Source organism: Paenibacillus sp. FSL K6-1230, from assembly GCF_038002385.1.
Classification (GTDB): domain Bacteria; phylum Bacillota; class Bacilli; order Paenibacillales; family Paenibacillaceae; genus Paenibacillus; species Paenibacillus massiliensis.
Map to the genome: position 1 here is coordinate 1481087 of NZ_JBBOCK010000001.1, position 25805 is coordinate 1506891.

The window sequence follows — 25805 nt, forward strand, 5'->3', positions numbered from 1 at the left end:
CGATACCTGAGAAGGAAAGATCAACTCTGGAATCTTGGCTTTGCTGTATCATATGCACGAATGGTATACTAGTGCTAAGTTGGCTTTTCGAGAACGTTTACACCGAGGCAGGAAAGGCAATGAAACACAAAACATCGAAATAAACATTTTTTTGTTGCGTGAAAGGTATTGACTATCCCTACATAGGGGTCATATAATGTGTCTAAACATTTGATTGAACTACAGATGCAATCAGCAATGATGAGGACGAAGTTTTAAGGGCCCTGTTGTCCAGAGAGTGGAATGATGTTGCTGCAAGTTCCGCCAATACCCCTTATATACGAGCTCACCTCGGAGCTATTTCCCTGAAAGGTATTCAGCGAGAGCTGTACTTATTAGGGGGAATCGTACAGTCTACGTTACAGACGACAGTGTATAAAAAAGGCCTGGCCTATTTATCGATGATTTTTTATACCTGCCAAGGTTCGATACTGTGAGGTAGCGAACAAATATGGGTGGTACCACGGAAGAACAACCTTTCGTCCCTCGTAAAGCGGAATAATCTGCTTTCTGGGATGGAAGGTTTTTTTGTTTTCTTTGTTGCTGTTGTATGTAAGATGTATGTAATCTTTGTGAAGGAGGATGACCCATGAGCGCTCAAATCCCTGAAGTGCGGTCAACTGAAGAATTACGTGAGAAATGGATGCGGCCTGAAGTCATTACTGGCTCAGAAATCCTGCTGCGGAGCTTGCTGCTGGAGGGTGTAGATTGCGTATTCGGTTATCCCGGAGGCGCGGTGCTTTACATTTACGATGCGATGTACGGATTCGAGGACTTCAAGCATGTACTTACACGGCACGAGCAAGGAGCCATTCATGCGGCTGACGGCTATGCACGTGCAAGCGGCAAGGTCGGGGTATGTATTGCAACCTCAGGGCCAGGAGCCACGAATCTGGTGACAGGGATTGCCACTGCGTATATGGATTCTGTTCCAATGGTAGTCATTACTGGTAATGTCATGTCATCCCTGATCGGAACAGATGCCTTCCAGGAAGCAGACATTACGGGCATTACGATGCCAATTACGAAGCACAGCTACTTGGTTCGTGATGTGGCTGACCTGTCCAAAGTCATTCACGAGGCTTTCCATATTGCGAATTCCGGACGTAAGGGACCGGTGCTAATAGACATTCCGAAGGATGTATCCGCAGCGAAGACACTCTTCGTACCACAGACTGAGCCAGTAGCCATGAGAGGCTACAATCCGAAGGTTACGCCTAATAAGCTGCAATTGGATAAACTGGTTCAGGCAATCGGCGAAGCAGAACGCCCATTCATCCTTGCAGGTGGTGGAGTAGTCTACTCGGGTGCACATGAGGAACTCTACGAATTCGTGAATAAGACACAAATTCCGATTACCACGACATTGCTTGGCTTGGGCGGATTCCCAAGTGGACATGAGCTGTGGACAGGCATGCCTGGTATGCATGGTACTTACACTTCGAACAATGCGATTCAGAAGGCGGATTTGCTCATTAACATCGGGGCACGCTTCGATGACCGTGTGACAGGTAAGCTATCAGAATTCGCACCACATGCCAAGATTGTTCATATCGACATTGATCCGGCAGAGATCGGTAAGAATGTACCAACAGACATCCCGATTGTGGGAGATGTGAAGACTGTATTGGCGCAAGCGAACGAGGAAGTGAAGCGGGCGGACAAGGCAGACGCATGGCGTAAGCAAATCCAGGAATGGAAGCAGGCGAAGCCATTTGCATACAAGGATTCTGATGAGGTCCTCAAGCCGCAATGGGTTATCGAACTGCTGAACGATACAACGAAGGGTGAAGCTATTGTCACTACTGACGTAGGTCAACATCAGATGTGGGCTGCCCAGTACTACAAATTCAATCAGCCACGTTCATGGGTGACCTCAGGTGGACTCGGAACGATGGGCTTCGGCTTCCCGTCAGCGATTGGTGCTCAGATGGCACATCCAGACAGACTCGTCATTTCCATTAACGGTGATGGTGGGATGCAGATGTGTTCTCAGGAACTCGCGATCTGTGCGATCAACAACATTCCGGTCAAGATTGTCGTTATTAACAATCAGGTGCTCGGCATGGTAAGGCAATGGCAGGAATTGATCTATGATAATCGCTATAGTCATATCGACCTGGCAGGCAGTCCGGATTTTGTGAAGCTGGCTGAAGCTTATGGCGTGAAAGGATTGCGTGCGACGACGAAGGCCGAAGCAGAGCAAGCATGGCAAGAGGCTATGAATACACCAGGCCCTGTTCTGATTGATTTCGTCGTTAGCAAGGAAGAGAACGTATATCCAATGGTGACGCAAGGGTCGGCGATTGATCAAATGCTGATGGGGGACGAGTAGCATGATGAAGCATACGATTGCAGTGCTGGTGAACGACCAGCCCGGTGTTCTGCAGCGTGTCGCGGGATTGTTCGGACGCCGCGGGTTTAACATTGAGAGTATTACGGTAGGTCAGTCGGAGGAAGCGGGTCTTTCCAGAATGGTCATCGTCACACCAGGGGATGAGCATACACTGGAGCAGATTGAGAAGCAGCTGTACAAGTTGATTGATGTCATCAAGGTTATTGATCTTAGCTCCAAGCCAATGGTGGCCAGAGAGCTGGCCCTGATCAAGGTAAAGGCAGAACCGCCGCAGCGTCCTGAGATTATGGGTGTCGTCGACACCTTTAGAGCATCAGTTGTTGATATTGGAAGCTCAAGTCTGACGGTTCAGGTAGTTGGAGATACCAGCAAGATTGATGCTATGATTGAACTGGTGAAGCCTTACGGAATTCGTGAGCTGTCCAGAACAGGTGTCACCGCGATGGTTCGCGGCAATCTGTAGCCATTTGGGACAGTGCAGCTTTAGCGAATCAACGCTTAAAGAGCAGTGCAGTATTAAATAGTTAAATGACTAAAAAGTCAAAGATTAAACAAGTAAGATTGACCCCGTAATGAGCGGGGGCTCGGGAAGCTGAACGTGATTCTAATGTCATTCAGCTGAGCTTCCAGAGCACCCGCTCATTATGAAGGGTTCCCAAATATAAGGAGGAATTAAATCATGCCAGTGACAACGTATTATGAAAAAGATGCAGAGCTTAGCGTACTTAAAGGAAAAACAATTGCCGTCATCGGTTACGGTAGCCAAGGCCATGCACAGGCGCAAAATCTGCGAGACAGCGGTCTGAACGTTGTCATCGGCCTGCGTGAAGGGAAGTCCTTTGAAGCAGCGAAGAACGATGGCTTTGAAGTATTGTCTGTTGCAGACGCTACTAGCAAAGCAGATGTAGTACAAATCCTGATGCCAGATGAGACTCAAGCGTCCGTGTACAAAAACGAAATTGAGCCTAACCTGAAAAAAGGCGCTGCGCTCATGTTCTCCCACGGCTTCAACGTACACTTTGGTCAAATCGTAGCACCTAAAGACAGCGACGTGTTGCTCGTTGCTCCTAAATCCCCAGGTCATATGGTTCGTCGTACTTATGTTGAAGGCTTCGGCGTACCGGGTCTGATCGCAATTGAGCAGGATGCTACAGGCACTGCCAAAGAGCTTGGTCTTGCTTATGCTAAAGGTATCGGCTGTACACGTGCAGGGGTTATCGAGACTTCCTTCCGTGAAGAAACAGAGACGGATCTGTTCGGTGAGCAAGCTGTACTGTGCGGTGGCGTGAGTGCTCTGGTTAAAGCCGGATTCGAAACGCTGACTGAAGCTGGCTACGCTCCAGAAATGGCATACTTCGAGTGTCTGCACGAGCTGAAGCTGATTGTAGACCTGATGTATGAAGGTGGTCTGGCTGGAATGCGTGATTCCATCAGTAATACAGCAGAGTACGGTGACTATGTAACTGGTCCTCGCGTAGTAACTGAAGATACGAAGAAAGCGATGAAAGAAGTGCTCTCCGATATCCAACAGGGTAAATTTGCACGTGACTTCATCCTTGAAAATCAATCCGGTCGTGCTTTCCTGACAGCTACTCGTCGTAACGAAGCGAACCACCCGCTTGAAGTAGTAGGCGGACAATTGCGTGAAATGATGCACTGGACTAAGAAATAAGAACTGACCTTAACGGGAGCCAGAATGTATCATCGGATCTAAATAGCATCATCTCTTCACGAAGCGGCCTGCTTGATCTGGGCCGCTTCGTTCTTTGTTCATGATTTATTTGGGCAGATTGTAACCACTGGGAATACATAGAATAGTTTTTTCGACTAGCCGACTTATTGCATTGTCAAATGTGATTGAAATCACAAAAATCAGCACCTTCTCTCGATATACTCGGTTTGTACAATCTTATGACTTGGAGGTTATCGTGATGAACAAAACAGCACTTGCTGATGTATTAGAGTATCGGGAGGACCGTTTTACCAAAAGAGTATTGCATCAAGGGGATCAACTTGTCTTCGTGCTGAACTTCTTGCCTGGACAGGAGCTTCCTGCTCATCGACATCCTGGGGCGGAGGTCAGCATTCTCGTTCTGGAAGGAGAAGGGCAGGTTGTAGCTGATGATGTAGCTGTTGAAGTCGGTAAAGGAGACGCACTGCAGCTATCAGGGGAGGAGAATTTTCTGTTCCGCAATACTGGGGACAAGGCTGCTAGCCTGTATGTAGTACTAAGCCATATCCCAAGCCCTAAATATGCACAAAATATATAATTAACGACACGAAAGGGGATACCGATGAATCGTTATCTTCCCAAGCAGCACGGAGCGTGGGCGATGCTATTTCTGCCTTTTCTGCTGGGGCTGTACGTCTCCAATGTGAGACTTGTACATATTCCCTTGCTGATATGCTGGGTTATCGTCTATCTGTGCAGCTATCCAGTACTGCAATGGGTGAAGACGGGCAAGCGTCAACGCTACGCAGGCCCTGTCTTAGTATACAGCTTGGCCATACTACCGCTAGCCGCCATATTGCTATGGCATGAATGGAGATTGATCGGCTACGGCGCGTTGCTAATGCTGTTTTTTATACCCAATGTTTATTTTGCCAAGACGAAGAATGAGCGAGCGCTGCTGAACGATATCATTGCCATTCTGATGTTCTGCTCCTTCATTTATCCAGTTGCTTATCTGGGCGGAATCATGGAGTGGCATACGGCGAATGAATTATTCCTTCTCTCTGCAGGTTATTTCGTAGGTACCGCGATCTATGTTAAGACAATGATCCGTGAGAAAAATAACACTAGCTACTATAAAGCATCACTGCTGTATCATGCCTTGTTCATACTAGGTGTGGCTTGGATTACGCCATTGCTGGCCATTCCAGCGCTACTGCTGCTCATTAGGGCTACTGTGTTCCCTAAACGTGGCCTGTCCGTCAAGATGACGGGAGTTACAGAACTGTGCTTCACTCTGATGATGCTTGCCGCCGTAGTGTTGTTCTACCCGGTGTGACGACAGTTTGGATTACCCTATACAGTGAAAATAATAAGACTTCGCACCTGCAGCATAAGGAGCGGAGTCTTTTTGTAATTCATAATATTATTTTCTTTTCTTGTTAGGACGCCGAACAACAATAAATAGGAGTGATGCGAAGAATAGAAGCTCCGAGATTTGTAGCAGCCAATTCATTCCTTCGCCATGTTGCCTGAGGCCAAATACAATATGAATCAAAGATATTATGCCAGTAATCCCCATGATAATAAATGCGATTATGTACAACAGAATCCTCCTTTGTACCTGCCGTGGCAGTCTCCCTACCTTCAACTCCAAATTAATCCATAAGATGTTCTCTCCATCATAGCATTGATGCTGCCATATGGGTGAATCGGTGTCATTTGTCGAGCATATTCAACAGATTTTGATCACAATGGGGGAATTCCCTGCTGGCAATAGGATATTCCCTAATGGGAACAGAGGCTACGCTCACGCATAATGAAGGTATCCACCTGCTGCAAGATATGGCTTGCAGTTGAAAGTGCGTTGTTTTACTTCTATTTATTGCTTCTATTTTATATTACTTCATCATTTTTGCCCAAAGGAGCGTCCTTCCCGATGAAAAGAAAAGGAAAACTGAACTTCTTCAGACCGATCGAAGGTTATTCCGACAACTGGTCCATTCTTGAAGAGAAAGACAGAGCGTGGGAGAACGTCTATCGTCAGCGCTGGTCTCATGATAAGGTCGTCCGCACCACACATGGAGTCAACTGTACCGGCTCCTGTAGCTGGAAGGTATTCGTCAAGAACGGAATCATTACTTGGGAGAATCAACAGATTGATTATCCCTCCTGTGGACCGGATATGCCAGAATTTGAGCCTCGAGGATGCCCACGCGGAGCCTCGTTCTCCTGGTATGAATATAGTCCGCTACGGGTGAAATTCCCTTATATGCGTGGGAAGCTGTGGCGTCTATGGCAAAATGCGCTCTCCAAGCATAGTAATCCTGTAGAGGCATGGGCGAGCATTGTAGAGAATCCTGAGCAAGCTCAAATATATAAAAAGGCGAGAGGTAAAGGCGGGCACATTCGGGTCCAATGGGACGACGCCCTGCAGCTTATTGCGGCACAATTAATTTATACCATTCGAACCTATGGACCTGACCGTATTGCAGGCTTCACACCTATTCCAGCCATGTCCATGATCAGCTATGCTTCCGGTGCACGTTTTATCTCGCTTCTGGGTGGAGAAATGCTTAGCTTCTATGACTGGTATGCGGATCTACCACCTGCCTCTCCGCAAATCTGGGGCGAGCAGACGGATGTACCGGAGTCCTCGGACTGGTACAATGCCGGTTACCTGATTATGTGGGGCTCCAACGTGCCTCTGACTCGTACGCCAGATGCCCACTTCATGACTGAGGTACGATACAAGGGGACGAAGGTCGTATCCATCGCGCCTGACCAAGCTGAGAACGTGAAGTTCGCAGATAACTGGCTGGCACCGCATCCAGGTACAGACGCAGCCGTGGCCCAAGCGATGACGCATGTTATTCTGAATGAATTTTACAAGGAACGCCAGGAACCCTTCTTCCTTGATTACGCCAAGCAATTCACAGATATGCCGTTCCTGATCTTGCTAGACACACATGAGGATGCATGGAAAGGTGGCCGCTTCTTACGGGCTAGTGATCTGGGAGAAACGTCTCCTCATGCGGATTGGAAGCCAGTCATTTATGACGAGCATATCGGAGAAGTCATGGTCCCTAATGGAACTATGGGACAGCGCTGGGAACCAGGGAAGGCGTGGAATCTCATTCTGGAGCGGGAGGATGGCACTCCTGTGAAGCCAGCACTGACAGTAGCCGGACACGGTGAGACCTGGGAGGATATCGTATTCCCGTATTTTGATAACCAAGGTAATGGTACGTTCAGAAGAGTCATTCCTGCACGCCGTATCCAACTGGCGGATGGAAGTGAGCGTTATGTAGCTACAGTCTATGACCTGATGATGAGCCAATATGGTGTAGAACGTATTCCTCATGAGACGAATGCGAAGGGCTATGATGATGCTACGAGTCATTACACACCGGCTTGGCAAGAAAAAATCACCAGTGTGAAGGCATCTGTAGTTGTTCAGATTGCTCGTGAATTCGCTCAAAATTCTCTGGATACCTCAGGTCGTTCCATGATCATCATGGGAGCTGGTATTAATCACTGGTTCAACAGCGATACCATTTACCGTTCCGTACTGAACCTGGTGGTACTGACTGCCTCGCAGGGTGTGAACGGCGGCGGCTGGGCGCATTATGTCGGTCAGGAGAAATTACGTCCGATTGAAGGATGGTCTACGATTGCCTTTGCGAGAGATTGGCAGGCTCCGCCACGCTTGCAGAACGCAACCTCCTTCTACTATTTTGCTACAGAGCAATGGCGATATGAGGAAAGTGGAACGGATTCATTGAAATCGCCTACTGGAGGCGAGCTCACATATAATCACCCTGCTGATTACAACGTGCTTGCGGCGCGACTTGGCTGGTTGCCTTCCTACCCTCAATTCAATAAGAACAGTCTGCTGTTCGCTGAGGAAGCTGCGAAGCAAGGTGCCAAAACCGATCAGGACATTGTGGATTATGCAGCAGAGGAAGTGCGCTCACGTCGAACTCGCTTTGCAGTGGAAGACCCTGGTGCGCCAGAGAACTTCCCGCGCTCACTCTTCGTGTGGCGTTCTAATCTGATCTCCAGCTCCGCCAAGGGACAGGAATACTTCCTGAAGCATCTGCTTGGCGCATCTGATGCTCTGCTGGCACGCCCGAATGAAGAAGAGAAGCCAGAAGAGATTGTGTGGCGTGAGGATGTGGAAGGAAAGCTCGATCTAATGGTAGCCCTTGACTTCCGGATGACAGCAACTCCATTGTACGCCGACATCGTCCTGCCAGCAGCTACATGGTATGAGAAGACGGATCTGTCCTCGACGGATATGCATCCATTCGTGCATCCATTTAACCCGGCGATTAATCCCCTGTGGGAATCGAAGTCGGACTGGGATATCTATCGTCGTCTGGCTGAGGTATTCTCGGAGATGGCGAAGACCTCTCTGCCAGGTGTGTACAAAGATGTTGTCACAACACCGCTGGGTCATGATTCGATTAGTGAAATTTCGCAGCCAATGGGGCTTGTGAAAGATTGGGCCAAAGGTGAGACTGAAGCGGTAGTAGGACGCACAATGCCGAATTTCAGCATTGTAGAGCGCGACTACACCCGGGTCTATGACAAATTCATATCCCTCGGTCCGAAGCTGACGACGGGCAAGGCTGGGGCACACGGAGTAAGCTTCTCGGTGGCTGATGAGTACGAGGAATTGAAGCAGCTTAACGGAGTATATTCAGATGACTCCATCAAGAACGGACTTCCTCGTATCCGTAACGCTCGTCAAGTAGCTGATGCTATCCTGCATCTGTCTTCAGCAACGAATGGTCGAGTATCGCAGAAGGCTTATATTGAAGCCGAGAAGGAACATGGTGTGCCGCTGCGCGATATTTCGGCTGATCGGGCTGCGGAGAAGATTACGTTCCAAGGAATCACGGCTCAGCCGCGAGAGGTTATACCAACGCCTGTGTTCACAGGCTCCAACAAGTCGGGACGTCGGTATTCGCCATTCACGACCAACATTGAACGGCTCGTTCCTTTCCGAACATTGACGGGAAGACAGCACTTCTATATAGATCATGAGATTTTCTTGCAATATGGTGAGTCGTTGCCGGTGTTCAAGCCAACATTGCCGCCAATGGTATTCGGTACACGAGATCGCGAGGTCAAAGGTGGACAGGATACGCTGGTGCTTCGTTATCTGACACCACACGGGAAATGGAATATTCACTCCACCTATCAGGATAACCAGCATATGCTTACGCTGTTCCGTGGAGGTCCAACCGTCTGGATCAGCGATGAGGATGCCGCAGAGCATCAGATTGCAGACAATGATTGGCTCGAAGTATATAACCGTAACGGGGTAGTAACGGCTCGTGCGGTAGTCAGTCCACGGATGCCGCGCGGTACGATGTTCATGTACCATGCCCAGGATAAGCACATCAATGTGCCGGGCTCCGAGATTACAGAAACACGCGGTGGTAGCCACAATGCACCGACCCGGATTCATCTCAAGCCTACACAAATGGTAGGTGGATACGCACAACTCAGCTATGGATTCAACTATTACGGCCCGATCGGTAACCAACGGGATGTATATGTAGCGGTCCGCAAAATGAAGGAGGTCAACTGGCTTGAAGATTAAAGCACAAATCGGCATGGTCCTGAATCTGGATAAATGCATCGGCTGCCATACGTGCAGTGTTACCTGCAAGACGACCTGGACGAACCGTGAAGGCGCGGAATACATCTGGTTCAACAATGTAGAAACCAAGCCTGGTATCGGCTATCCGAAGCGCTGGGAGGATCAGGAGGTCTATAAAGGGGGCTGGCAGCTGCGCAAAGGCAAGCTGGAGCTCAAGTCGGGCAGTAAGCTGTCTAAGATCGCCCTCGGTAAAATCTTCCACAATCCGGATATGCCTGAGATGAAAGACTACTATGAGCCATGGACATACAATTATGAGCACTTGACCAATGCGAAGGAACAAAAGCATTTTCCTACAGCAAGACCGCATTCTGCCGTATCAGGCGACAAGATGAACCTGGAGTGGGGACCGAACTGGGAGGATGATCTGGCTGGTGCCCATGTGACGGGCCCGCTGGACCCGAACATCCAAAAGATTGAAGAAGAGATTCGAATGAACTTTGAGCAATCTTTCATGATGTATCTGCCTCGACTGTGTGAGCACTGCCTGAATCCGAGTTGTGTAGCCTCCTGCCCTTCAGGAGCGATGTATAAACGGGATGAGGACGGCATTGTTCTGGTGGATCAGGAAGCATGCCGCGGCTGGCGCTATTGCATGACAGGGTGCCCATACAAGAAAGTGTACTTCAACTGGAAGACAAATAAAGCCGAAAAATGTACATTCTGCTTCCCAAGAATTGAAGCTGGACTGCCAACGGTCTGCTCCGAGACATGTACTGGACGGATTCGTTATCTGGGTGTACTGCTCTACGATGCTGATCGTGTACTGGAAGCTGCCTCCATGGAAGACGAGAAAGACCTGTATGAAGCACAATGTGATCTGTTCTTGAACCCGAATGATCCTGAAGTTATCGCTCAGGCTCGTAAAGACGGCATCTCCGAGGACTGGATTGAAGCAGCGCAGAACTCGCCAGTCTATCAGCTAGCGATTGAGCATCGACTGGCCTTCCCGCTTCATCCAGAGTACCGCACCATGCCTATGGTCTGGTATGTACCGCCGCTGAGCCCGATCATGAACTATTTCGAGGGTAAGGATTCGATCGCGAATCCAGACCTCATCTTCCCGGCGATTGACGAGATGCGGACACCGATCCAGTACCTGGCTAACATGCTGACCGCTGGGGATGTCGAGCCGGTGAAGGGAGCATTGCAACGGATGGCGATGATGCGATCTTATATGAGAGCATTGAACACGGGTGCTGATTACGATGTGGAGCGTCTGACTCGTGTCGGCCTGACCGCTGGTCAGACTGAACGGATGTATCGCTTGCTGGCGATTGCCAAGTACGAGGATCGCTTCGTGATTCCTACTTCTCACCGTGAGCAGTATGTGGAGGACCCTTATCGTGATCAGGGGTCTACAGGTTTCAATTCCGTTATGGGGGGCACAGCTTCCAGTAGTACGGACTGTGGCGGATGCACAGGCTGCAGCATCGGTACGGCAGGCCTGTTCCAGACACAGACAGCGCCGAAGGAGCCGGAGAAAGGCGTATTCGACGAGAACTTCTTTGGAGGGATTTGGCGTGATTGATCTTGATTTGTTGTATCAATACAAGCCTGTGCTCGCTTTTTTCTCCAGACAACTGATGTACCCGGAGGCACAAGACTTTCTCGGTGACCTGCCGGAGGAGGCGGTAGCAGCGGATCACCCCGCTGCTGACCACATTAAGGCCTATGCAGCGCGCATACGTCAATTGAGTCTGGATGAAGTAAGGGAGCACTACTCAGAGACCTTTGATTTTGATAAGAAATGCACATTGTACATGACCTATTCTCATTATGAGGACGGCAAAGAGCGCGGGCAGATGCTGGCTAAGCTCAAGATGCTATACGAAATGTTCGGACTAGAAATGCCTGATGAAGAGTTGCCGGATTTCCTGCCGCTCATGTGTGAATTCTTTTATGCGGCCGATTGGCGAGGAGATGCGAATGCAGCGGACAATTTCCGTATGCCGCTAGCCATTATAGAGGATGGGACGTATACCATGCATCAGGAGCTGGTGAAACAAGATAGCCCATATGCTTCCTTGATCAAGGGGCTGCGTGAGACGCTCAAGGCGTGTACTCGACAGGAGGCTTCTGCACAATGACCATGTTGAATCAGTTACTATGGGTAATTTTCCCCTATCTCTGTCTGGCCGTGTTTGTAATTGGTCACATCTATCGTTATCGGCAGGATCAGTTCAATTGGACGGCTAAATCCAGCGAATTTATTGAGAAAAAGCATCTAAGAGCGGGCAGCATGCTGTTCCACATCGGAATCATTCCAGTATTCTTTGGTCACGTATCCGGTCTTGGTATTCCAAAATCATGGATGCACGCACTGGGTGTCAATGACCATATGTATCATATCGGAGCCGTATATATTGGGGGATTGTTCGGTGCGATCACGCTGCTGGGAATGCTGCTGCTAACTGCTCGACGCTTCACTGTACGTAATGTTCGGCGCCTGAGCTCAGCTTCTGATATGGCTGTAAATGTTATGCTACTGACGATTGTATGTATGGGAATGTTTGCTACGCTTGTTACGAACGCAGTACAGCCTGAATTTGACTATCGGGAGACGATCTCGATCTGGTTCCGTGGGCTATTCTACTTGCAGCCGGATGCATCCTTGATGACGGATGTACCTTTATCCTTTAAGTTGCACGTGCTCATGGGCTTTGGTATTCTGGCCTTCTGGCCGTTTACACGCCTTGTGCATGTATGGAGCGTACCGTTGAATTATGTAGGCAGAAGTTATATCCTGTATAGGAGACATAAATCAAGCTAGGGAGAAGGCACAGCCTTCTTTTCCCGTTTTCACAGGAGATGAGCGATGAATAACAAGTCCGCATTCCAGTTGGAGCTTGATGAGGCGCGAGCCCAGTGTGGCTATGATTTCATGGGGCTTGCGATGGTTCAGCCAGCGGAATATCATTATGTAATCCGGTGGGTCTATGTATCCGGTAACCGGAATGAACGGTATCGCAGAATTGTCTTGCGGTCGGGTAAAGGCATCGCCGGAATCGTCTTCAAGACGGGTAAGCCTCTTCTAATTCCGTCGATGGAGCAATATGCCGAAGCAGACAGTCTGTTCAATTATCCTATTGTACAATCCGAACAGCTAAGAAGCGTGGTGGCTGTTCCGATATGGAGAGAAGGACGCGTGGAAGGTGTGCTCCTGGGAGCATACAGAGACGATAGATGCGTGACGGAAATGATGCTACAGCAGTTGATACGACAAGCTCAGGACGGATTTCAGAACATCCATGGTATAGAGGAGGTATCCCCGTGACGACACCGACCCCATTGGCAGACCTCACCCCAATCATTACCAAGCTGTTCGAAAATACAACGGAGGCCATTCTGCTCTTCGATCGTAGTGGCAGAACACTCGCCATGAATCCGGCTGCTGAAGCGATTGTGGGCGATGATGTCCAGGAGCGTCTGTATGAGGGTCAGCATCGTGCGCTATGCTCTGCATGTCGGGGTTACATGAGTGACACGGAGTTCCGAACCTGTCTGGATTGTTATTTTCAAGTGCCAGAGTCTGAGGAGCTACCATCATTCCAGGTCTATCTAGAGACCCGTGGTCGAGGAATCGTCCCTTATGCCGCATCTTTTCATACCATTGATTCAGAAGCAGGTATCCGGGTATTCATGCTACGTGATCTTGCGACCCAGTACCAGACGCAGGAGAAGCTGTATCAGAACAAGATGATGAAGCATGTCATTGAAGCACAGGAGAACGAGCGCAGACGCATATCTAGGGAGCTGCACGACAGCGTGGCTCAGGAGTTAATGAGCGCTGTAGTTGATCTGCGAGTGCTGAAATATATGACCGAGGATGACCAACTGCTCAAGAAGGTGAAGCAGACGGAAGCCTCGATGACTCGGTTGCTGGATGATATCCGCAACCTGTCAGTGGAATTGCGTCCTCCTGCGCTGGATGATCTGGGGCTGGAGGCAGCCTTTCGCTCGCATATCAAGCGACTGGAGCAGAGCTACGGGCTATTGGTGCAATTCACATCGGATATTTCCCAGAAGCGGTATCGCAGTGAGGTCGAGACGGTCATATATCGAGTAGGCCAGGAGGCTTTGCTCAATGCCTTGAAGTATGCTCAAGTGGATAACGTTGAAGTTACGCTTACGGATTCCGGAGAGCTGCTTCAGCTTATTGTGGAGGACCGCGGAGTTGGGTTCAATCCAGCTGCTGATCCACTCGGCACAGGAATGGGACTGTATGGCATGCAGGAGCGTGCCGAGCTGGCTGGCGGGAGCTTTAGCCTACAGTCGAGAGAAGGATTGGGCACAAGGGTGCTGCTAAGTATTCCCACCCGAGAGCGACATGAGGAGAGTGAAGCATGATTCGTATTGTCATTGCCGATGATCACGCTATTGTGCGTAGTGGCTTCTCCATGATTCTGAACTTCCAGGAGGACATGGAGGTCATCGGAACGGCGGCAGATGGCCTGGAGGCTTATCAGATCACCGCCAAGTTCAAGCCGGATATTCTGATTATGGACCTCAGCATGCCTCCAGGGGAGAGCGGACTCATTGCTACGGGGAAGATCAAGGAGGATTTTCCTGAGACGAAGATCCTTATTCTGACCATGCATGATGATGAGGATTATCTCTTCCATGTATTAAAGAACGGTGCGTCAGGCTACGTCCTGAAGAATGCCCCGGATGAGGAGCTGCTGCTGGCAATCCGTACGATTCACAAAGGTGGTACTTATATTCATCCGAAAATGGCTACTTCCCTCGTAAGGGAGTTCTTCAATAAGGATAAGTCACCTGCTGGACCAGAGGACCCGTTCGACCTGCTCTCAAATCGCGAACTGGAGCTATTGCCCTTGATCGCCAAGGGCTATGGCAATAAGGAGATTGCCGAGAAGGTATTTATCTCCGTCAAGACAGTGGAAGCGCACAAGGCACGAATCATGGAAAAGTTGAATGTGAAGAGTCGGCCTGAGCTACTGGAGTATGTGCTGAAGAAGAAGCTGCTGGAATTCTGAACTTTTACATGATAGAAGCAGAAATACTAATTAAGAAATTGGATATATAAATTAGATAACGAATCTACAAATACAGTTACAAATAGAAATACAAATAGAAATACAAATAGAAATACGGTAGAAGTAGAAGTAGCATCGGTTAGAAGCATAGATATCCTGTAAGCAGATTCTGATGTGGTACAAGCCACAGTATGATTGAGTACTAAGCTACACTCTGGCATTATTCCATAGAGCAGTGATTGTCCCGCGTGGGCAATCGCTGCTTTTTTTGGCATTCAGGTAATCCGTGAAGAATTCACACAATGTATACAAACGTGCCAGCGCCTTAAATGAGACTTGAAGAGCTGCAGCGCTGACCCGTAGTTCCCTATACACAGGGGCTTCTTTTTTCGGGTATTCCCTTGGGATAGAGAGGGGACTCCCCTATATATGGGGGAAGGGCGCAGAGCATACAATAGGGGCAGCAGTACCACAAATCCAAACTTAAACATAAGAAAAGGTGAATGAATTGATCAGAAAAATTCAACTGCCCCTACAAACGATGAATCTGGTTACAGGCTTTATGGTATGGGTGATTATCTCCTCATTGATGCCTTATATTGCAGAGGACATTACCATTCCTGCCGGACAGCTGTCCATGATTACGGCCATTCCTGTCATTCTTGGGTCGGTGCTTCGCATTCCGCTTGGCTATTATGCCAATCTCATCGGAGCTCGGCTAGTCTTTCTAATCAGCTTTATTTTGCTGCTATTCCCTGTCTACTATCTAAGTGAGGCTACCACAGTAACGGATCTAATCATTGGTGGTCTGTTCCTTGGTATAGGCGGAGCCGTCTTTTCAGTCGGTGTCACCTCATTGCCCAAGTACTATCCGCGCGAGAAGCTAGGTCTGGTGAACGGTATCTACGGTGTGGGTAACATGGGTACAGCGATCAGCACCTTCGCTGCGCCGCTCATTGCTTCCCAGGTCGGCTGGTCACTCACAGTCAAGCTCTACCTTGGGTTATTGCTCGTGTTCATTTTGCTGAATTTCTTCTTTGGTGATCGTCAAGAGAAGAAGATCAAGACACCGATTATGGAACAGATTCGTGGCGTATACAAAAATGAGAAGCTGTGGATGTTCTCGCTCTTTTACTTTATTACATTTGGTTCTTTTGTTGCTTTTACGGTCTATCTTCCAAGCTTTCTGGTGAATAATTTTGAACTTGGAAAGGTAGATGCCGGTATGCGCACCGCAGGCTTCATTGCGGTAGCGACCGTGTTCCGTCCTATTGGCGGCTGGCTGGCTGACCGGTATCGTCCGTTGTTCCTGTTAATGGGCACCTTTGCTATCTATACTATTGCCGCGCTTGTGCTGGCATTCTCACCCTCACTGCTGCTATATTCGGTGGGCTGCATCATAATCGCTGTCTGTGCAGGCACAGGCAATGGTGTCATCTTCAAGCTAGTACCTATGGTCTTCGATAAGCAGGCAGGCATCGTGAACGGGATCGTGTCCATGATGGGTGGTCTAGGCGGCTTCTTCCCACCGATTATGCTTGCTGCGATTCACGGGATCACAGGACAATATTCTATTGGCTTTATGCTGCTCTCTCAGGTAGCACTAGTCAGTCTGCTGCTGGTCTTGTGGTTGCATTATCAGGATCGACTGCACGTGGCATCCGAGGTGTTCAATTCGACGGGGCAAGGGATGCTGGTCACAGATGCAGATGGCAAGATCGTTGCCGTTAACCCTGCATTTGTGCAGCTGACGGGCTATAGCGAGTCTGAGGTGCTGGGCTCCAAGCCTAGTATTCTGAAGTCTGGCAGGCAGAATGCCGAATTCTATGGCAGCATGTGGAACGAAATCCGTAGTCACGGTACCTGGCACGGGGAGATTTGGAATCGTCGCAAAAATGGTGAGGAATACCTCCAGTGGCTGACGATCAGTTCTGTCAAGGACGAAGCTGGGCAGGATGTACGTTACGTTGGTACATTCAGTGATATTACATTAAAGGCGGCAACCAGCCGCTGACATCAAGGGGGAGCGGACATGGACAGGCATCGGCTTCGGGACGGTCTGCAGCGTCCTTTACATGATTTGCGTATTTCGGTGACGGACCGCTGCAATTTTCGCTGCACGTATTGTATGCCTATAGAGAAATATGGTCTTAAGCACAGCTTTCTCCCGCCAGAGCAGCAGCTGAGCAACGATGAGCTGGTACGGTTAGCTAGGCTGTTCGTAGCGCTGGGCGTGAGCAAGATTCGACTTACAGGCGGAGAGCCACTGCTGCGAGGGGGACTTCCCGAGCTTGTGGCAGATCTGTTGTCTATTTCAGGAGTCGAGGATATGGGCTTGACGACTAATGGTGTTCTGCTGGGCAGACTGGCAGAGCCACTCTATGATGCAGGCCTGCGGCGCCTGAACGTTAGTCTCGATGCGCTGGACCCCGTCTTGTTCGGGCGGATTAACGGACGTGGAATCGAACCTGCTGTTATTCTGCGAAATATCGAAATTGCAAGAGAGATCGGCTTTGATATTAAGGTGAACATGGTCGTGCAAAAGGGTGTAAATGACGCTCAGATACTACCAATGGCCGCCTATTTCAAAGCCTTGGGAGTCCCCTTGCGGCTGATAGAGTTCATGGATGTCGGCAATGATAACGGCTGGAGTATGGACAGTGTGGTTACCAAGCAGCAAATGCTGGACCAGCTCAGCGCTGTCTATGACCTCGTTCCGGTTGAGCCAGCGTATTTTGGAGAGGTAGCCAATCGCTACAGGTATGCTGATGGTGAAGGAGAGATCGGCTTTATCCCGTCAGTGTCAGCTTCCTTCTGCTCCTCTTGTACCCGGGCACGTCTGTCGTCTGATGGACAGCTCTATACCTGTCTGTTCGCTTCGGCTGGCTTTGATGTGAAGACTATGCTGCGGAACGGATCTACAGACGAGCAATTAAGCGATACCATAGCTGCTGTCTGGCAGCAACGAACAGATCGTTATTCCGATCTACGCTCAGAGATTACGTCTGCTCGTAGCAAGATCGGAATGTCCTATATTGGGGGCTGATGCCAGCCTTCTAATATCGGTCTTCTAGAAGTATTAAGTACGCACGGTGTTAGACCAGTGCGAGCTTTTGTATTGCAGCGGCCCTAGCTTGACGTCGTATATGCCTTACTATTTGCTCATATATTTGTCATACACATGATATTGAGATGATATAGACGAGTAACGAGGACAAGCCCTAATCCATATTTTGCATAAACGGACAATGAGGAATTCCTTGCTTGATCTATCAACCGGGTAGTAACGCAAGCGAGAATTGCAATGTTTCAGGCACTTACAGTGTCACTCATACCATGGTCGGAGCTCCAATTCCCTAGGCGAGGATTGGGGCTCTTATATGCATTTCAGTTATGTGACCGCAATCACATTATTCTATTGTGGGTGTGATACACTTTGACACAAGAGATGGATGGAACTAGAACAGAACAGGAGGAACGCGTAGTGACAATGTTACCGCAGACGAACGAGCTTGGATTTTATGAAATCCGACTGGAATCCATCGGGGGATTGGGGGCAAATCTGGCTGGTAAAATGCTAGCGGAAGCCGGGGTGAACGGAGCAGGTCTGAACGGCTCTAACTTTTCCAGCTATGGCTCCGAGAAGAAAGGTTCTCCAGTCAAAAGCTTTGTACGCTTTTGCGCACCTGAGGTAGAGATCAGAGATCATAGCCCTATTGAACGGCCTAATGTCGTAGGTATCTTTCACGAAGCATTGTACAAGACAGTCGATGTGACGAATGGACTGCGTCCAGGTGGTGTCGTATTGGTCAATTCTGCACGTGACTCAGCAGAGGTGGCTCGTGATCTGAAGATGGCACATGGAACGCTGGCTATAGTAGATGCACTCAGCATTGCGATGCAGGAGCGGACCAAGGTCAATACAGCGATGCTGGGTGCACTGTTCCGGATCTGCAGCTTCCTGAATCCGGATGACATGCGAGCGGTTATCACGCGTACGTTCGAGAAGAAGCTGCCACATCTGGTCGAGCCCAACTTGCGTACTTTCGATCGAGGCTATGAGGAGGTCAGCTTCGTGACGATCGGGTCAGCAGAGCATGAGACGGCAGAGTATACTCGCCCTGAGCCATTGTTGGGCTATAAGACGCAAGAGCCTGGCGGTATTTTGAATGTTATAGCGAATAGCATAACGAAGGATCTTAGCGGCTCAAGACAAGGCGTGCTGCCAGAATTCCATAAGGATCTGTGCATCAACTGCGCAGCTTGTGACACGGCATGTCCTGACTTTTGCTTCGTATGGGATCGTCAGCCTGACAAGCGGGGGAATCTGCAAATGTTCCTGCAGGGCATTGACTATCAATACTGTAAAGGCTGCCTGAAATGCGTGGAGGTATGCCCAAGTGCAGCACTCACAGAGCGTTTGGACGATGCCGGCTTTGCTGATCAGCACCGAGTGCCACAGCGTACTGCATTTCGTATGAAGGAGGAGACCGTGCAATGATTACCCATACCGAGACAGCTGAGCGGACAGAAATGCCTGTCCAGACTACTGTATTTGAATCCGGCAATGAGATGGCTGCGATGGCTGCAGCTCAGATTAACTATCATATTATGGGATACTTCCCTATTACTCCATCGACTGAGATTGCCCAATATCTCGATGTGATGAGGACCCGCGGTGAGCATGATATCAAGCTGATCCCGGCCGATGGAGAGCATGGCTCCGCTGGTATCTGCTATGGAGCAGCGGCAGCTGGAGCACGCGTCTTCAATGCGACGAGCGCGAACGGGTTCCTCTATATGATCGAGCAGCTTCCTGTGCAGGCGGGAACACGCTTCCCAATGGTCATGAATCTGGTCACACGTGCTGTAAGCGGACCGCTGGATATTCGCGGTGATCACTCGGACCTGTATTACGGACTGAATACCGGATGGGTCATCCTGACGGCTCGTTCTCCACAGGCGGTATATGATATGAATATCATAGCGCTGCGTGTCGCAGAGCATAGTGATGTTCGATTGCCAGTCATCGTGGCGTATGACGGATTCTTCACTTCACATCAGAAGCGCAGAGTTCAAATATTCGAAGAGCGCGATGTGGTGAGAGCATTCGTCGGTGAAGCTCCTGAAGCACCCCATGTACTGGATGCAGAGCATCCTATTGTAGTGGGTGCTTACATGAATGGTGATGATCTAATGAATAACCATTACCAGCAGTCTGTTGCGATGGAGCATGCCGGGCGTGTATTCGAAGAGGTAGCACAAGAGTATGCTGCATTGTCAGGCAGAACGTATGAGACGCTTGATTTGTACAAGATGGAGGATGCAGAGGTAGCCTTGTTCCTGCTTAATTCTGCTGCCGAATCTGCCAAGGATGTGGCAGATCAGTTGCGCAGTCGCGGCATCAAGGCTGGGGTCATTAGTCCGAATGTTATTCGGCCATTCCCGGCAGAGGCTATACGGAAGGCACTATCGGGTGTCAAGGCGCTACTGGTAGGCGAGCGGGCGGACTCCTACGGGGCTAAAGGCGGTAACCTGACGCACGAGGTCAAATCAGCCTTACAGGACCTGCGTGGCGAGCAGCCGATTGTGCTGTCCCGTATTTTCGGCCTTGGAGGCAAGGACTTCTATGCAGAGGATGCAGAGGCATTCTATGAGCTTGCAATAGAGGCAGCAGCACAAGGATATGCAGACAAGCCTTTTGATTATTACGGGCATACGCCAGGTTTGGAAAAGGATCGGCTGCAATCGTCCGTAGAGCTGCCGGGAGCAGATGCTTACAACTCAGGATTGATCACAGTCAAGGTTGATGAAGAGACCTCCAAGCTGTCAGTACGCGTCCCACCCCTTCGGTCTCTCACTGGCAAGCCTAAGCGAATTGCCGCCGGTCATGGAGCGTGTCCGGGCTGTGGCATTTTCCCTGGTCTAGAGCTGTTCTTCAAGGGGATTGAAGGCAATATCGTTACACTATTCCAGACAGGCTGTGCTTATATTACAACAACAGGCTACCCTTATAACTCTCACAAGCAGAGCTTCATTCACAATCTGTTCCAGAACGGTGCGGCTACCTTGTCTGGTACGCTGGAGGCTTTTTGGGAGAAAAAACGCCGGGGTGAGATTGACGTTCCTGATGACTTCACGTTCGTGATGGTGACAGGAGACGGTGGTATGGACATTGGTATGGGGTCAGCGATCGGGACCGCATTGCGTAACCACCGTATGATCATTCTGGAGTATGATAACGAAGGCTACATGAATACGGGGGCCCAGTTGTCCTATTCCACTCCATTAGGTCATATGACGAGCACGTCCGGTGTGGGTAAAGCTCAGCAGGGCAAGCCCTACCATCATAAGGATACAGCACAGATCATGGCGGCTACCCATATTCCGTATGTGTTCACAGGTACCGAGGCCTTTGGACAGGATCTGGTCAAGAAAGCAGCGAAGGCCCAATGGTATGCAACGCATGAAGGTATGGCCTACGGCAAGCTGCTCATCGCCTGCCCACTGAACTGGAAGTCCAATGATCGTGATGGAGAAAGTATTGTTGGAGCGGCAGTAAATTCTTGCTTCTTCCCATTGTACGAGGTAGAACGCGGACAGACGACGATTACGTACAACCCGGAAGCTCGTAACAAAAAGGTGCCTCTCACAGAATGGCTCAAATATATGGGCAAAACCAAGCACCTTCTCAAGGAAGAAAATAAGGGGATTCTGGATGAATTCGAGCGAGAAGTCGAGCGTAGATGGGATATTCTGAAGGCTAAGCACGAGCATCCGTTGCTATAATCGAATATGTACAGCAGGTCCATTCCTGGGATACCAGGTGTGGGCCTCTTTTTGCATCATGGCGGTAGTATTAAACGAAAAAGTATAGATTAAACTGAAGATGTTAAGTGTTTGGGGTCCGTGAAACTGCGGTGAACGTTTGAACCCCTGGCGGTTGTTGCTCCTCTAGTATGGGGAATGAAAAGAGCCTCATTCTCAAGTAAGAGAACGAGGCCCAACAATGCAATGCTAGTGCTAGCATGAATATTGTGAGTTTTATACAGTCATGAACAAGTTCATATCCTCTTCGACGCTGGTAATGCCAGCAATGCCGAAGTTCTCTACCAATACCTTCGCAACATTCGGTGACAGGAAGGCCGGTAGTGTTGGTCCCAGATGTATATTCTTGACGCCTAGATATAAGAGGGCCAGCAGAACGATAACCGCTTTTTGCTCGTACCATGCAATATTATAGGAGATCGGGAGATCATTGATATCCTCCAGACCGAATACTTCCTTCAGCTTCAGAGCGATTACAGCAAGCGAGTAGGAGTCGTTGCACTGTCCGGCATCAAGCACGCGCGGCAGGCCGTTAATCTCTCCAAGGTCCAGCTTGTTGTATTTGTACTTAGCGCATCCAGCTGTCAGAATAATCGTATCCTGCGGCAGTTCCTTGGCGAAGTCAGTATAGTAATTGCGTGATTTCATCCGACCATCGCAGCCTGCCATGACGAAGAAACGACGAATTGCTCCTGTCTTGACGGAATCTACAATCTGATCAGCGACGTTCAGGACTGCTGAATGGGCAAATCCGCCTACAATCTCACCAGTCTCCAGTTCTGTCGGTGGTGGACAGGTAAGAGCTTGGGCAATAATAGCCGAGAAATCCTTTGGAGCTCCGTTCTCACCCTCTGGAATATGCTTGACTCCAGCGAAGCCTGTATTCCCTGTCGTATAGATGCGATCCATATAGCTGGCTTTTGGCGGTACAATACAATTCGTCGTCATCAGGATAGGACCGTTGAAGGCGTCGAATTCAGTGTTTTGCTTCCACCATGCGTTGCCGTAGTTACCGACAAAGTTATTGTATTTTTTGAAAGCTGGATAGTAGTGGGCAGGAAGCATCTCGCTATGTGTGTACACATCTACTCCTGTTCCCTCTGTTTGCTCCAGCAGCTGCTCCAGATCCTTCAAATCATGACCACTGATAAGAATGCCGGGATTATTTCTGACCCCGATATTGACCTTGGTCACCTCAGGCTGACCATAAGTTCCTGTGTTGGCGGCATCCAGCATCGCCATGGCATCGACACCGTATTTACCTGTCTCCATTACCAGAGCGATTAGCGCTTGGGTATCCAGGGTGTCATCAAGTGTAGCGGCAAGCACCTTACGCATGAAGTGATCCATCTCATCATTTCCGTGCCCGAGCTGCCACGCATGGTAGGCATATGCAGCCATCCCCTTCAGGCCATAGATGAGCAGCTCCCGCAATGAGCGAATATCTTCATTCTTGGTAGCAAGGACACCGACCTGGTGAGCCTTGATATCCATTTCAGCTTCACTGTCTGAGTACCAGGTCACAGCGTCAGGCAGATCTTCTGTAGCAGAGGATAGCTGTTGTTGGTCACGGAAGTTCTTGACTTCATTGCGCAGCGCTAAGGCGTCACGCACTTTGGAGATGAATACATCTCGGTCAAAATTGGCATTGGTAATGGTGGCGAACAGAGCATCCATGATGAAATGAGATACTTTGCGGTCCTGCGCCTCTGGCAACGAAATATCAAGGCTAAGCCAAGAGATTCCCTTAAGCAGATGGATTAGCAAATCCTGCAGATTGGCAACATCCTGTGTCTTGCCACAGACGCCGACTACGGTACAGCCTACCCCCTTGGCCGTCTCCTGGCATTGAAAGCAGAACATGGGTGGCTGCTCCGATACCATTTTTGCCACATTAGTTGTCATTTCGATTACCTCCTGAGTATTGAACATCATACAGATAAGAATGAATGTCTAGTCTGAATTCCTCTGTATGACGCTGTAATAGACATTCAATACCCGGAGTATATCGTACAGCCCTTTGCTCTCAGGTGACTGGGATCACTTTTTGCCAATTCAATACCATAATCGCTAAATGTGGGTTGATTTTGTCATGAAAATGATGAAATTAGAGTCGCAGCTTGCGTGAACAGTGCTTGCAACAGAAGAAAGAAAACAGAAACTAGAAAATAGACAATAGCCCGTCCCTGGACCAGAAGTCTAAGAACGGGCTGAGAAAGGTTATTTAGCCTGCTTGTGAGTCTTGCGCATGAGTCTGTTAATCGTCTCTCGACGCAGGCCAATGAACTGGCCAATCTCGTCTTGGGTAAGAATGTCACTGATCGTAGAAGGGGCGATATAGCCTTCAATCCAGATCCGAAGCTGTTCCAGCTTGGCTGCAGGAGAGACTTCTGTTAATTGATCAATGCGCTTCTGCATCATTCGCAGACTGTTCTGCAAGGCCATGGCAACATCTTTGTAGCGTTCAGGCTCCTCGGCCAACTCTTTGTACCAGCGGTCGGTCGCAATAACCTCTACCTCACTGGGAACAAGGGCGATCGCCGTTCCATAATACGGGTGAGGACTAATCAGCGAATGATGGGGAATCGTATCTCCCGGAACGATGATATTCACCATGAACTGAGAGCCATCCTGGTGGACGCGGACAATCTTGAGCATGCCCTTGACAAGCTTGTAGAGTGGACCCGATTCTCCTTGCCTGAACAGGGTATCCCCTTTTTGCAAAATCATGGCACGACCTCCAAAAGCGATGTGATTTTAGTGGTGATATAAAGATGAAAGTTGATCTATTTTGTTTATCAAATTATAGCATAGGATACAGTAAATCATGGAGGGTTAGGGAAATCACCTTGCATGAATTAGGGATTTCCCTTATGAACGTAAGGGTATAACAGGACGAGATGTCACTCACCTCTATTTATATCCTATTTATGACATGTTCAAAGGGGAATGAATCAAGGACAGCATGACTTATAGGCTAAGCCTATCGAATCCATAGAATGTGTGTCTTGGTCAAATCCTTCACCCTATGGTACAAACATGTATAGGAAGAACTGCGTGACATGCGGAATAAGTTAGTGGTTCGACATGTGAACCCAAGAACAAGAGGAGCTGAGCCCAATGTCTGAAGTGAAAAAAATTGCGGTAATCGCAGGGGATGGAATCGGTCCTGAGGTGGTAGCCGAGGCGGAAAAAATTCTGAAGCGTGCGGAGGAGCTGTACGGTTACTCTTTTGAGACTGAGCATGCACTCTTTGGAGGTATTGCTATTGATGAAAAAGGAACACCACTGCCTGAAGATACGCTGAAGGTGTGTAAAAGCGCAGATGCGGTATTGCTTGGTGCTGTGGGCGGACCGAAATGGGATAATAACTCGAAGGAGTTGCGCCCAGAGACAGGATTGCTTGGTATCCGCAAGGAGCTGGGACTCTTCTCCAACCTGCGTCCTGCTGTTATCTTTGACTGCCTGAAGGATGCATCGACCCTGAAGCCAGAAGTGCTGGACGGGACGGACCTGATGGTCGTGCGTGAGCTGACAGGCGGTATTTATTTCGGTGAGAAGTTCAGACGTGAAGGAGCGCAAGGTGAAGAGGCTGTAGATACTTGCGTATATAATGTAACAGAAGTAGAGCGTATTGTACGCCAAGCCTTCGAAATTGCACAGAAGCGCCGCAAGAAGCTTGCCTCAGTCGATAAAGCGAACGTGCTTGAGACTTCCCGCCTCTGGAGAGAAGTAGTCATCCGTGTAGCACCGGAATATCCAGACGTAGAGCTGGAGCATGTACTCGTCGACAACTGTGCGATGCAGTTGCTTCGTAGACCGTCAAGCTTCGACGTCATCGTTACCGAGAATATGTTCGGCGACATTCTGAGCGATGAGGCAGCTATGCTGACGGGATCAATCGGTATGCTGGCATCTGCATCACTGGGTGAAGGCAGCTTCGGCTTGTATGAGCCTGTACACGGCTCTGCCCCTGACATTGCTGGACAAGGTCTGGCGAACCCGATCGCAACGATCCTGTCGGTAGCACTAATGTTCCGTCTTACCTTTGGATACGATAAGGCTGCTGATGCAATCGAGAAGGCGGTTGCCGAGGTGCTGGATGCGGGTCATCGTACAGCAGATATTGCTGCTGACAGAAGCCAAGCTCTCTCTACCAGTGAGATGGGCGATTTGATTGCAGCAGCGATGAAATAGGTTATATTGATATCTGCTCTTTACGAGCATGAAATAAGT

The 25805-nt window shown here is 49.3% G+C and carries 19 protein-coding genes; 17 read left to right on the forward strand and 2 right to left on the reverse strand.

Annotated elements, in window-relative coordinates; all coding sequences use genetic code 11:
• The first annotated feature begins 628 nt into the window (after positions 1-628).
• The 16 genes from ilvB to MKX74_RS06565 all read left to right on the forward strand — a co-directional run bounded on the left by ilvB (position 629) and on the right by MKX74_RS06565 (position 21530).
• Positions 629-2374, forward strand: a complete 1746-nt coding sequence (gene ilvB / locus MKX74_RS06490; RefSeq protein ID WP_025681159.1) for a biosynthetic-type acetolactate synthase large subunit — start codon at positions 629-631, stop codon at positions 2372-2374.
• Between the two features lies 1 nt (position 2375).
• Positions 2376-2858 (forward strand): acetolactate synthase small subunit, encoded by a 483-nt coding sequence (ilvN, locus tag MKX74_RS06495; RefSeq protein ID WP_018886441.1) that lies wholly within the window; start codon positions 2376-2378, stop codon positions 2856-2858.
• A 216-nt stretch (positions 2859-3074) separates the two neighbouring features.
• The gene (ilvC, locus tag MKX74_RS06500) at positions 3075-4067 is read left to right on the forward strand and encodes a ketol-acid reductoisomerase (RefSeq protein WP_025681158.1); all 993 of its coding nucleotides are present in this window, start codon (positions 3075-3077) and stop codon (positions 4065-4067) included.
• Positions 4068-4326: 259 nt separating this feature from the next.
• Complete coding sequence (locus tag MKX74_RS06505; RefSeq protein WP_341177860.1) at positions 4327-4665, forward strand: cupin domain-containing protein; 339 nt, start codon at positions 4327-4329, stop codon at positions 4663-4665.
• Between the two features lie 24 nt (positions 4666-4689).
• The gene (locus MKX74_RS06510; RefSeq protein ID WP_341177861.1) at positions 4690-5406 is read left to right on the forward strand and encodes a YwiC-like family protein; all 717 of its coding nucleotides are present in this window, start codon (positions 4690-4692) and stop codon (positions 5404-5406) included.
• 600 nt (positions 5407-6006) lie between these two features.
• Positions 6007-9681 (forward strand): nitrate reductase subunit alpha, encoded by a 3675-nt coding sequence (locus tag MKX74_RS06515; protein WP_018886436.1) that lies wholly within the window; start codon positions 6007-6009, stop codon positions 9679-9681.
• On the forward strand, positions 9671-11272 hold the full coding sequence (narH, locus tag MKX74_RS06520; protein ID WP_018886435.1) for a nitrate reductase subunit beta: 1602 nt from the start codon (positions 9671-9673) through the stop codon (positions 11270-11272). The genes MKX74_RS06515 and narH overlap by 11 nt, the downstream gene beginning before the upstream one ends.
• Entirely contained in the window at positions 11265-11831 is a 567-nt protein-coding gene (gene narJ, locus MKX74_RS06525) for a nitrate reductase molybdenum cofactor assembly chaperone (protein ID WP_018886434.1), read from the forward strand. Before narH ends, narJ begins: the two co-directional genes overlap by 8 nt.
• Complete coding sequence (gene narI, locus MKX74_RS06530; RefSeq protein WP_018886433.1) at positions 11828-12514, forward strand: respiratory nitrate reductase subunit gamma; 687 nt, start codon at positions 11828-11830, stop codon at positions 12512-12514. Before narJ ends, narI begins: the two co-directional genes overlap by 4 nt.
• A gap of 45 nt (positions 12515-12559) precedes the next feature.
• Positions 12560-13018 carry a GAF domain-containing protein gene (locus tag MKX74_RS06535; RefSeq protein WP_341177862.1) on the forward strand — a complete coding sequence of 153 codons (459 nt, stop codon included), beginning with the start codon at positions 12560-12562 and terminating at the stop codon, positions 13016-13018.
• Positions 13015-14091: a sensor histidine kinase gene (locus tag MKX74_RS06540; RefSeq protein ID WP_341177863.1), complete on the forward strand. Its 1077-nt coding sequence runs from the start codon at positions 13015-13017 to the stop codon at positions 14089-14091. Before MKX74_RS06535 ends, MKX74_RS06540 begins: the two co-directional genes overlap by 4 nt.
• Positions 14091-14741, forward strand: coding sequence for a response regulator (locus MKX74_RS06545; RefSeq protein WP_033413230.1), 651 nt, complete (start codon positions 14091-14093; stop codon positions 14739-14741). The genes MKX74_RS06540 and MKX74_RS06545 overlap by 1 nt, the downstream gene beginning before the upstream one ends.
• 508 nt (positions 14742-15249) lie before the next feature.
• Positions 15250-16755, forward strand: coding sequence for a nitrate/nitrite transporter (locus MKX74_RS06550; protein ID WP_018886428.1), 1506 nt, complete (start codon positions 15250-15252; stop codon positions 16753-16755).
• Positions 16756-16773: 18 nt separating this feature from the next.
• On the forward strand, positions 16774-17787 hold the full coding sequence (gene moaA, locus MKX74_RS06555) for a GTP 3',8-cyclase MoaA (RefSeq protein ID WP_341177864.1): 1014 nt from the start codon (positions 16774-16776) through the stop codon (positions 17785-17787).
• A gap of 438 nt (positions 17788-18225) precedes the next feature.
• Entirely contained in the window at positions 18226-19242 is a 1017-nt protein-coding gene (locus MKX74_RS06560) for a 2-oxoacid:acceptor oxidoreductase family protein (protein ID WP_341177865.1), read from the forward strand.
• Positions 19239-21530, forward strand: coding sequence for a thiamine pyrophosphate-dependent enzyme (locus MKX74_RS06565; RefSeq protein ID WP_341177866.1), 2292 nt, complete (start codon positions 19239-19241; stop codon positions 21528-21530). Before MKX74_RS06560 ends, MKX74_RS06565 begins: the two co-directional genes overlap by 4 nt.
• Positions 21531-21785: 255 nt before the next feature.
• On the opposite strand, the gene hcp is transcribed toward MKX74_RS06565, so the two are convergent.
• Both hcp and MKX74_RS06575 read right to left on the reverse strand, forming a co-directional pair.
• Positions 21786-23474, reverse strand: a complete 1689-nt coding sequence (gene hcp / locus MKX74_RS06570; protein ID WP_341177867.1) for a hydroxylamine reductase — start codon at positions 23472-23474, stop codon at positions 21786-21788.
• A 315-nt stretch (positions 23475-23789) separates the two neighbouring features.
• Entirely contained in the window at positions 23790-24299 is a 510-nt protein-coding gene (locus MKX74_RS06575; protein ID WP_018887803.1) for a Crp/Fnr family transcriptional regulator, read from the reverse strand.
• Positions 24300-24689: 390 nt separating this feature from the next.
• Between MKX74_RS06575 and leuB the strand changes: the two genes are divergently transcribed.
• Complete coding sequence (gene leuB, locus MKX74_RS06580; protein ID WP_018887804.1) at positions 24690-25766, forward strand: 3-isopropylmalate dehydrogenase; 1077 nt, start codon at positions 24690-24692, stop codon at positions 25764-25766.
• Positions 25767-25805: the final 39 nt, after the last annotated feature.

Coding starts and splice junctions, on each gene's coding strand:
- hcp (WP_341177867.1), bottom strand. CDS start 23,474: ATGACAACTAATGTGGCAAAAATGGTATCGGAGCAGCCACCCATGTTC.
- MKX74_RS06575 (WP_018887803.1), bottom strand. CDS start 24,299: ATGATTTTGCAAAAAGGGGATACCCTGTTCAGGCAAGGAGAATCGGGT.
- MKX74_RS06565 (WP_341177866.1), top strand. CDS start 19,239: ATGATTACCCATACCGAGACAGCTGAGCGGACAGAAATGCCTGTCCAG.
- MKX74_RS06510 (WP_341177861.1), top strand. CDS start 4,690: ATGAATCGTTATCTTCCCAAGCAGCACGGAGCGTGGGCGATGCTATTT.
- ilvN (WP_018886441.1), top strand. CDS start 2,376: ATGATGAAGCATACGATTGCAGTGCTGGTGAACGACCAGCCCGGTGTT.
- ilvB (WP_025681159.1), top strand. CDS start 629: ATGAGCGCTCAAATCCCTGAAGTGCGGTCAACTGAAGAATTACGTGAG.
- MKX74_RS06535 (WP_341177862.1), top strand. CDS start 12,560: ATGAATAACAAGTCCGCATTCCAGTTGGAGCTTGATGAGGCGCGAGCC.
- MKX74_RS06515 (WP_018886436.1), top strand. CDS start 6,007: ATGAAAAGAAAAGGAAAACTGAACTTCTTCAGACCGATCGAAGGTTAT.
- narI (WP_018886433.1), top strand. CDS start 11,828: ATGACCATGTTGAATCAGTTACTATGGGTAATTTTCCCCTATCTCTGT.
- ilvC (WP_025681158.1), top strand. CDS start 3,075: ATGCCAGTGACAACGTATTATGAAAAAGATGCAGAGCTTAGCGTACTT.
- MKX74_RS06505 (WP_341177860.1), top strand. CDS start 4,327: ATGAACAAAACAGCACTTGCTGATGTATTAGAGTATCGGGAGGACCGT.
- leuB (WP_018887804.1), top strand. CDS start 24,690: ATGTCTGAAGTGAAAAAAATTGCGGTAATCGCAGGGGATGGAATCGGT.
- moaA (WP_341177864.1), top strand. CDS start 16,774: ATGGACAGGCATCGGCTTCGGGACGGTCTGCAGCGTCCTTTACATGAT.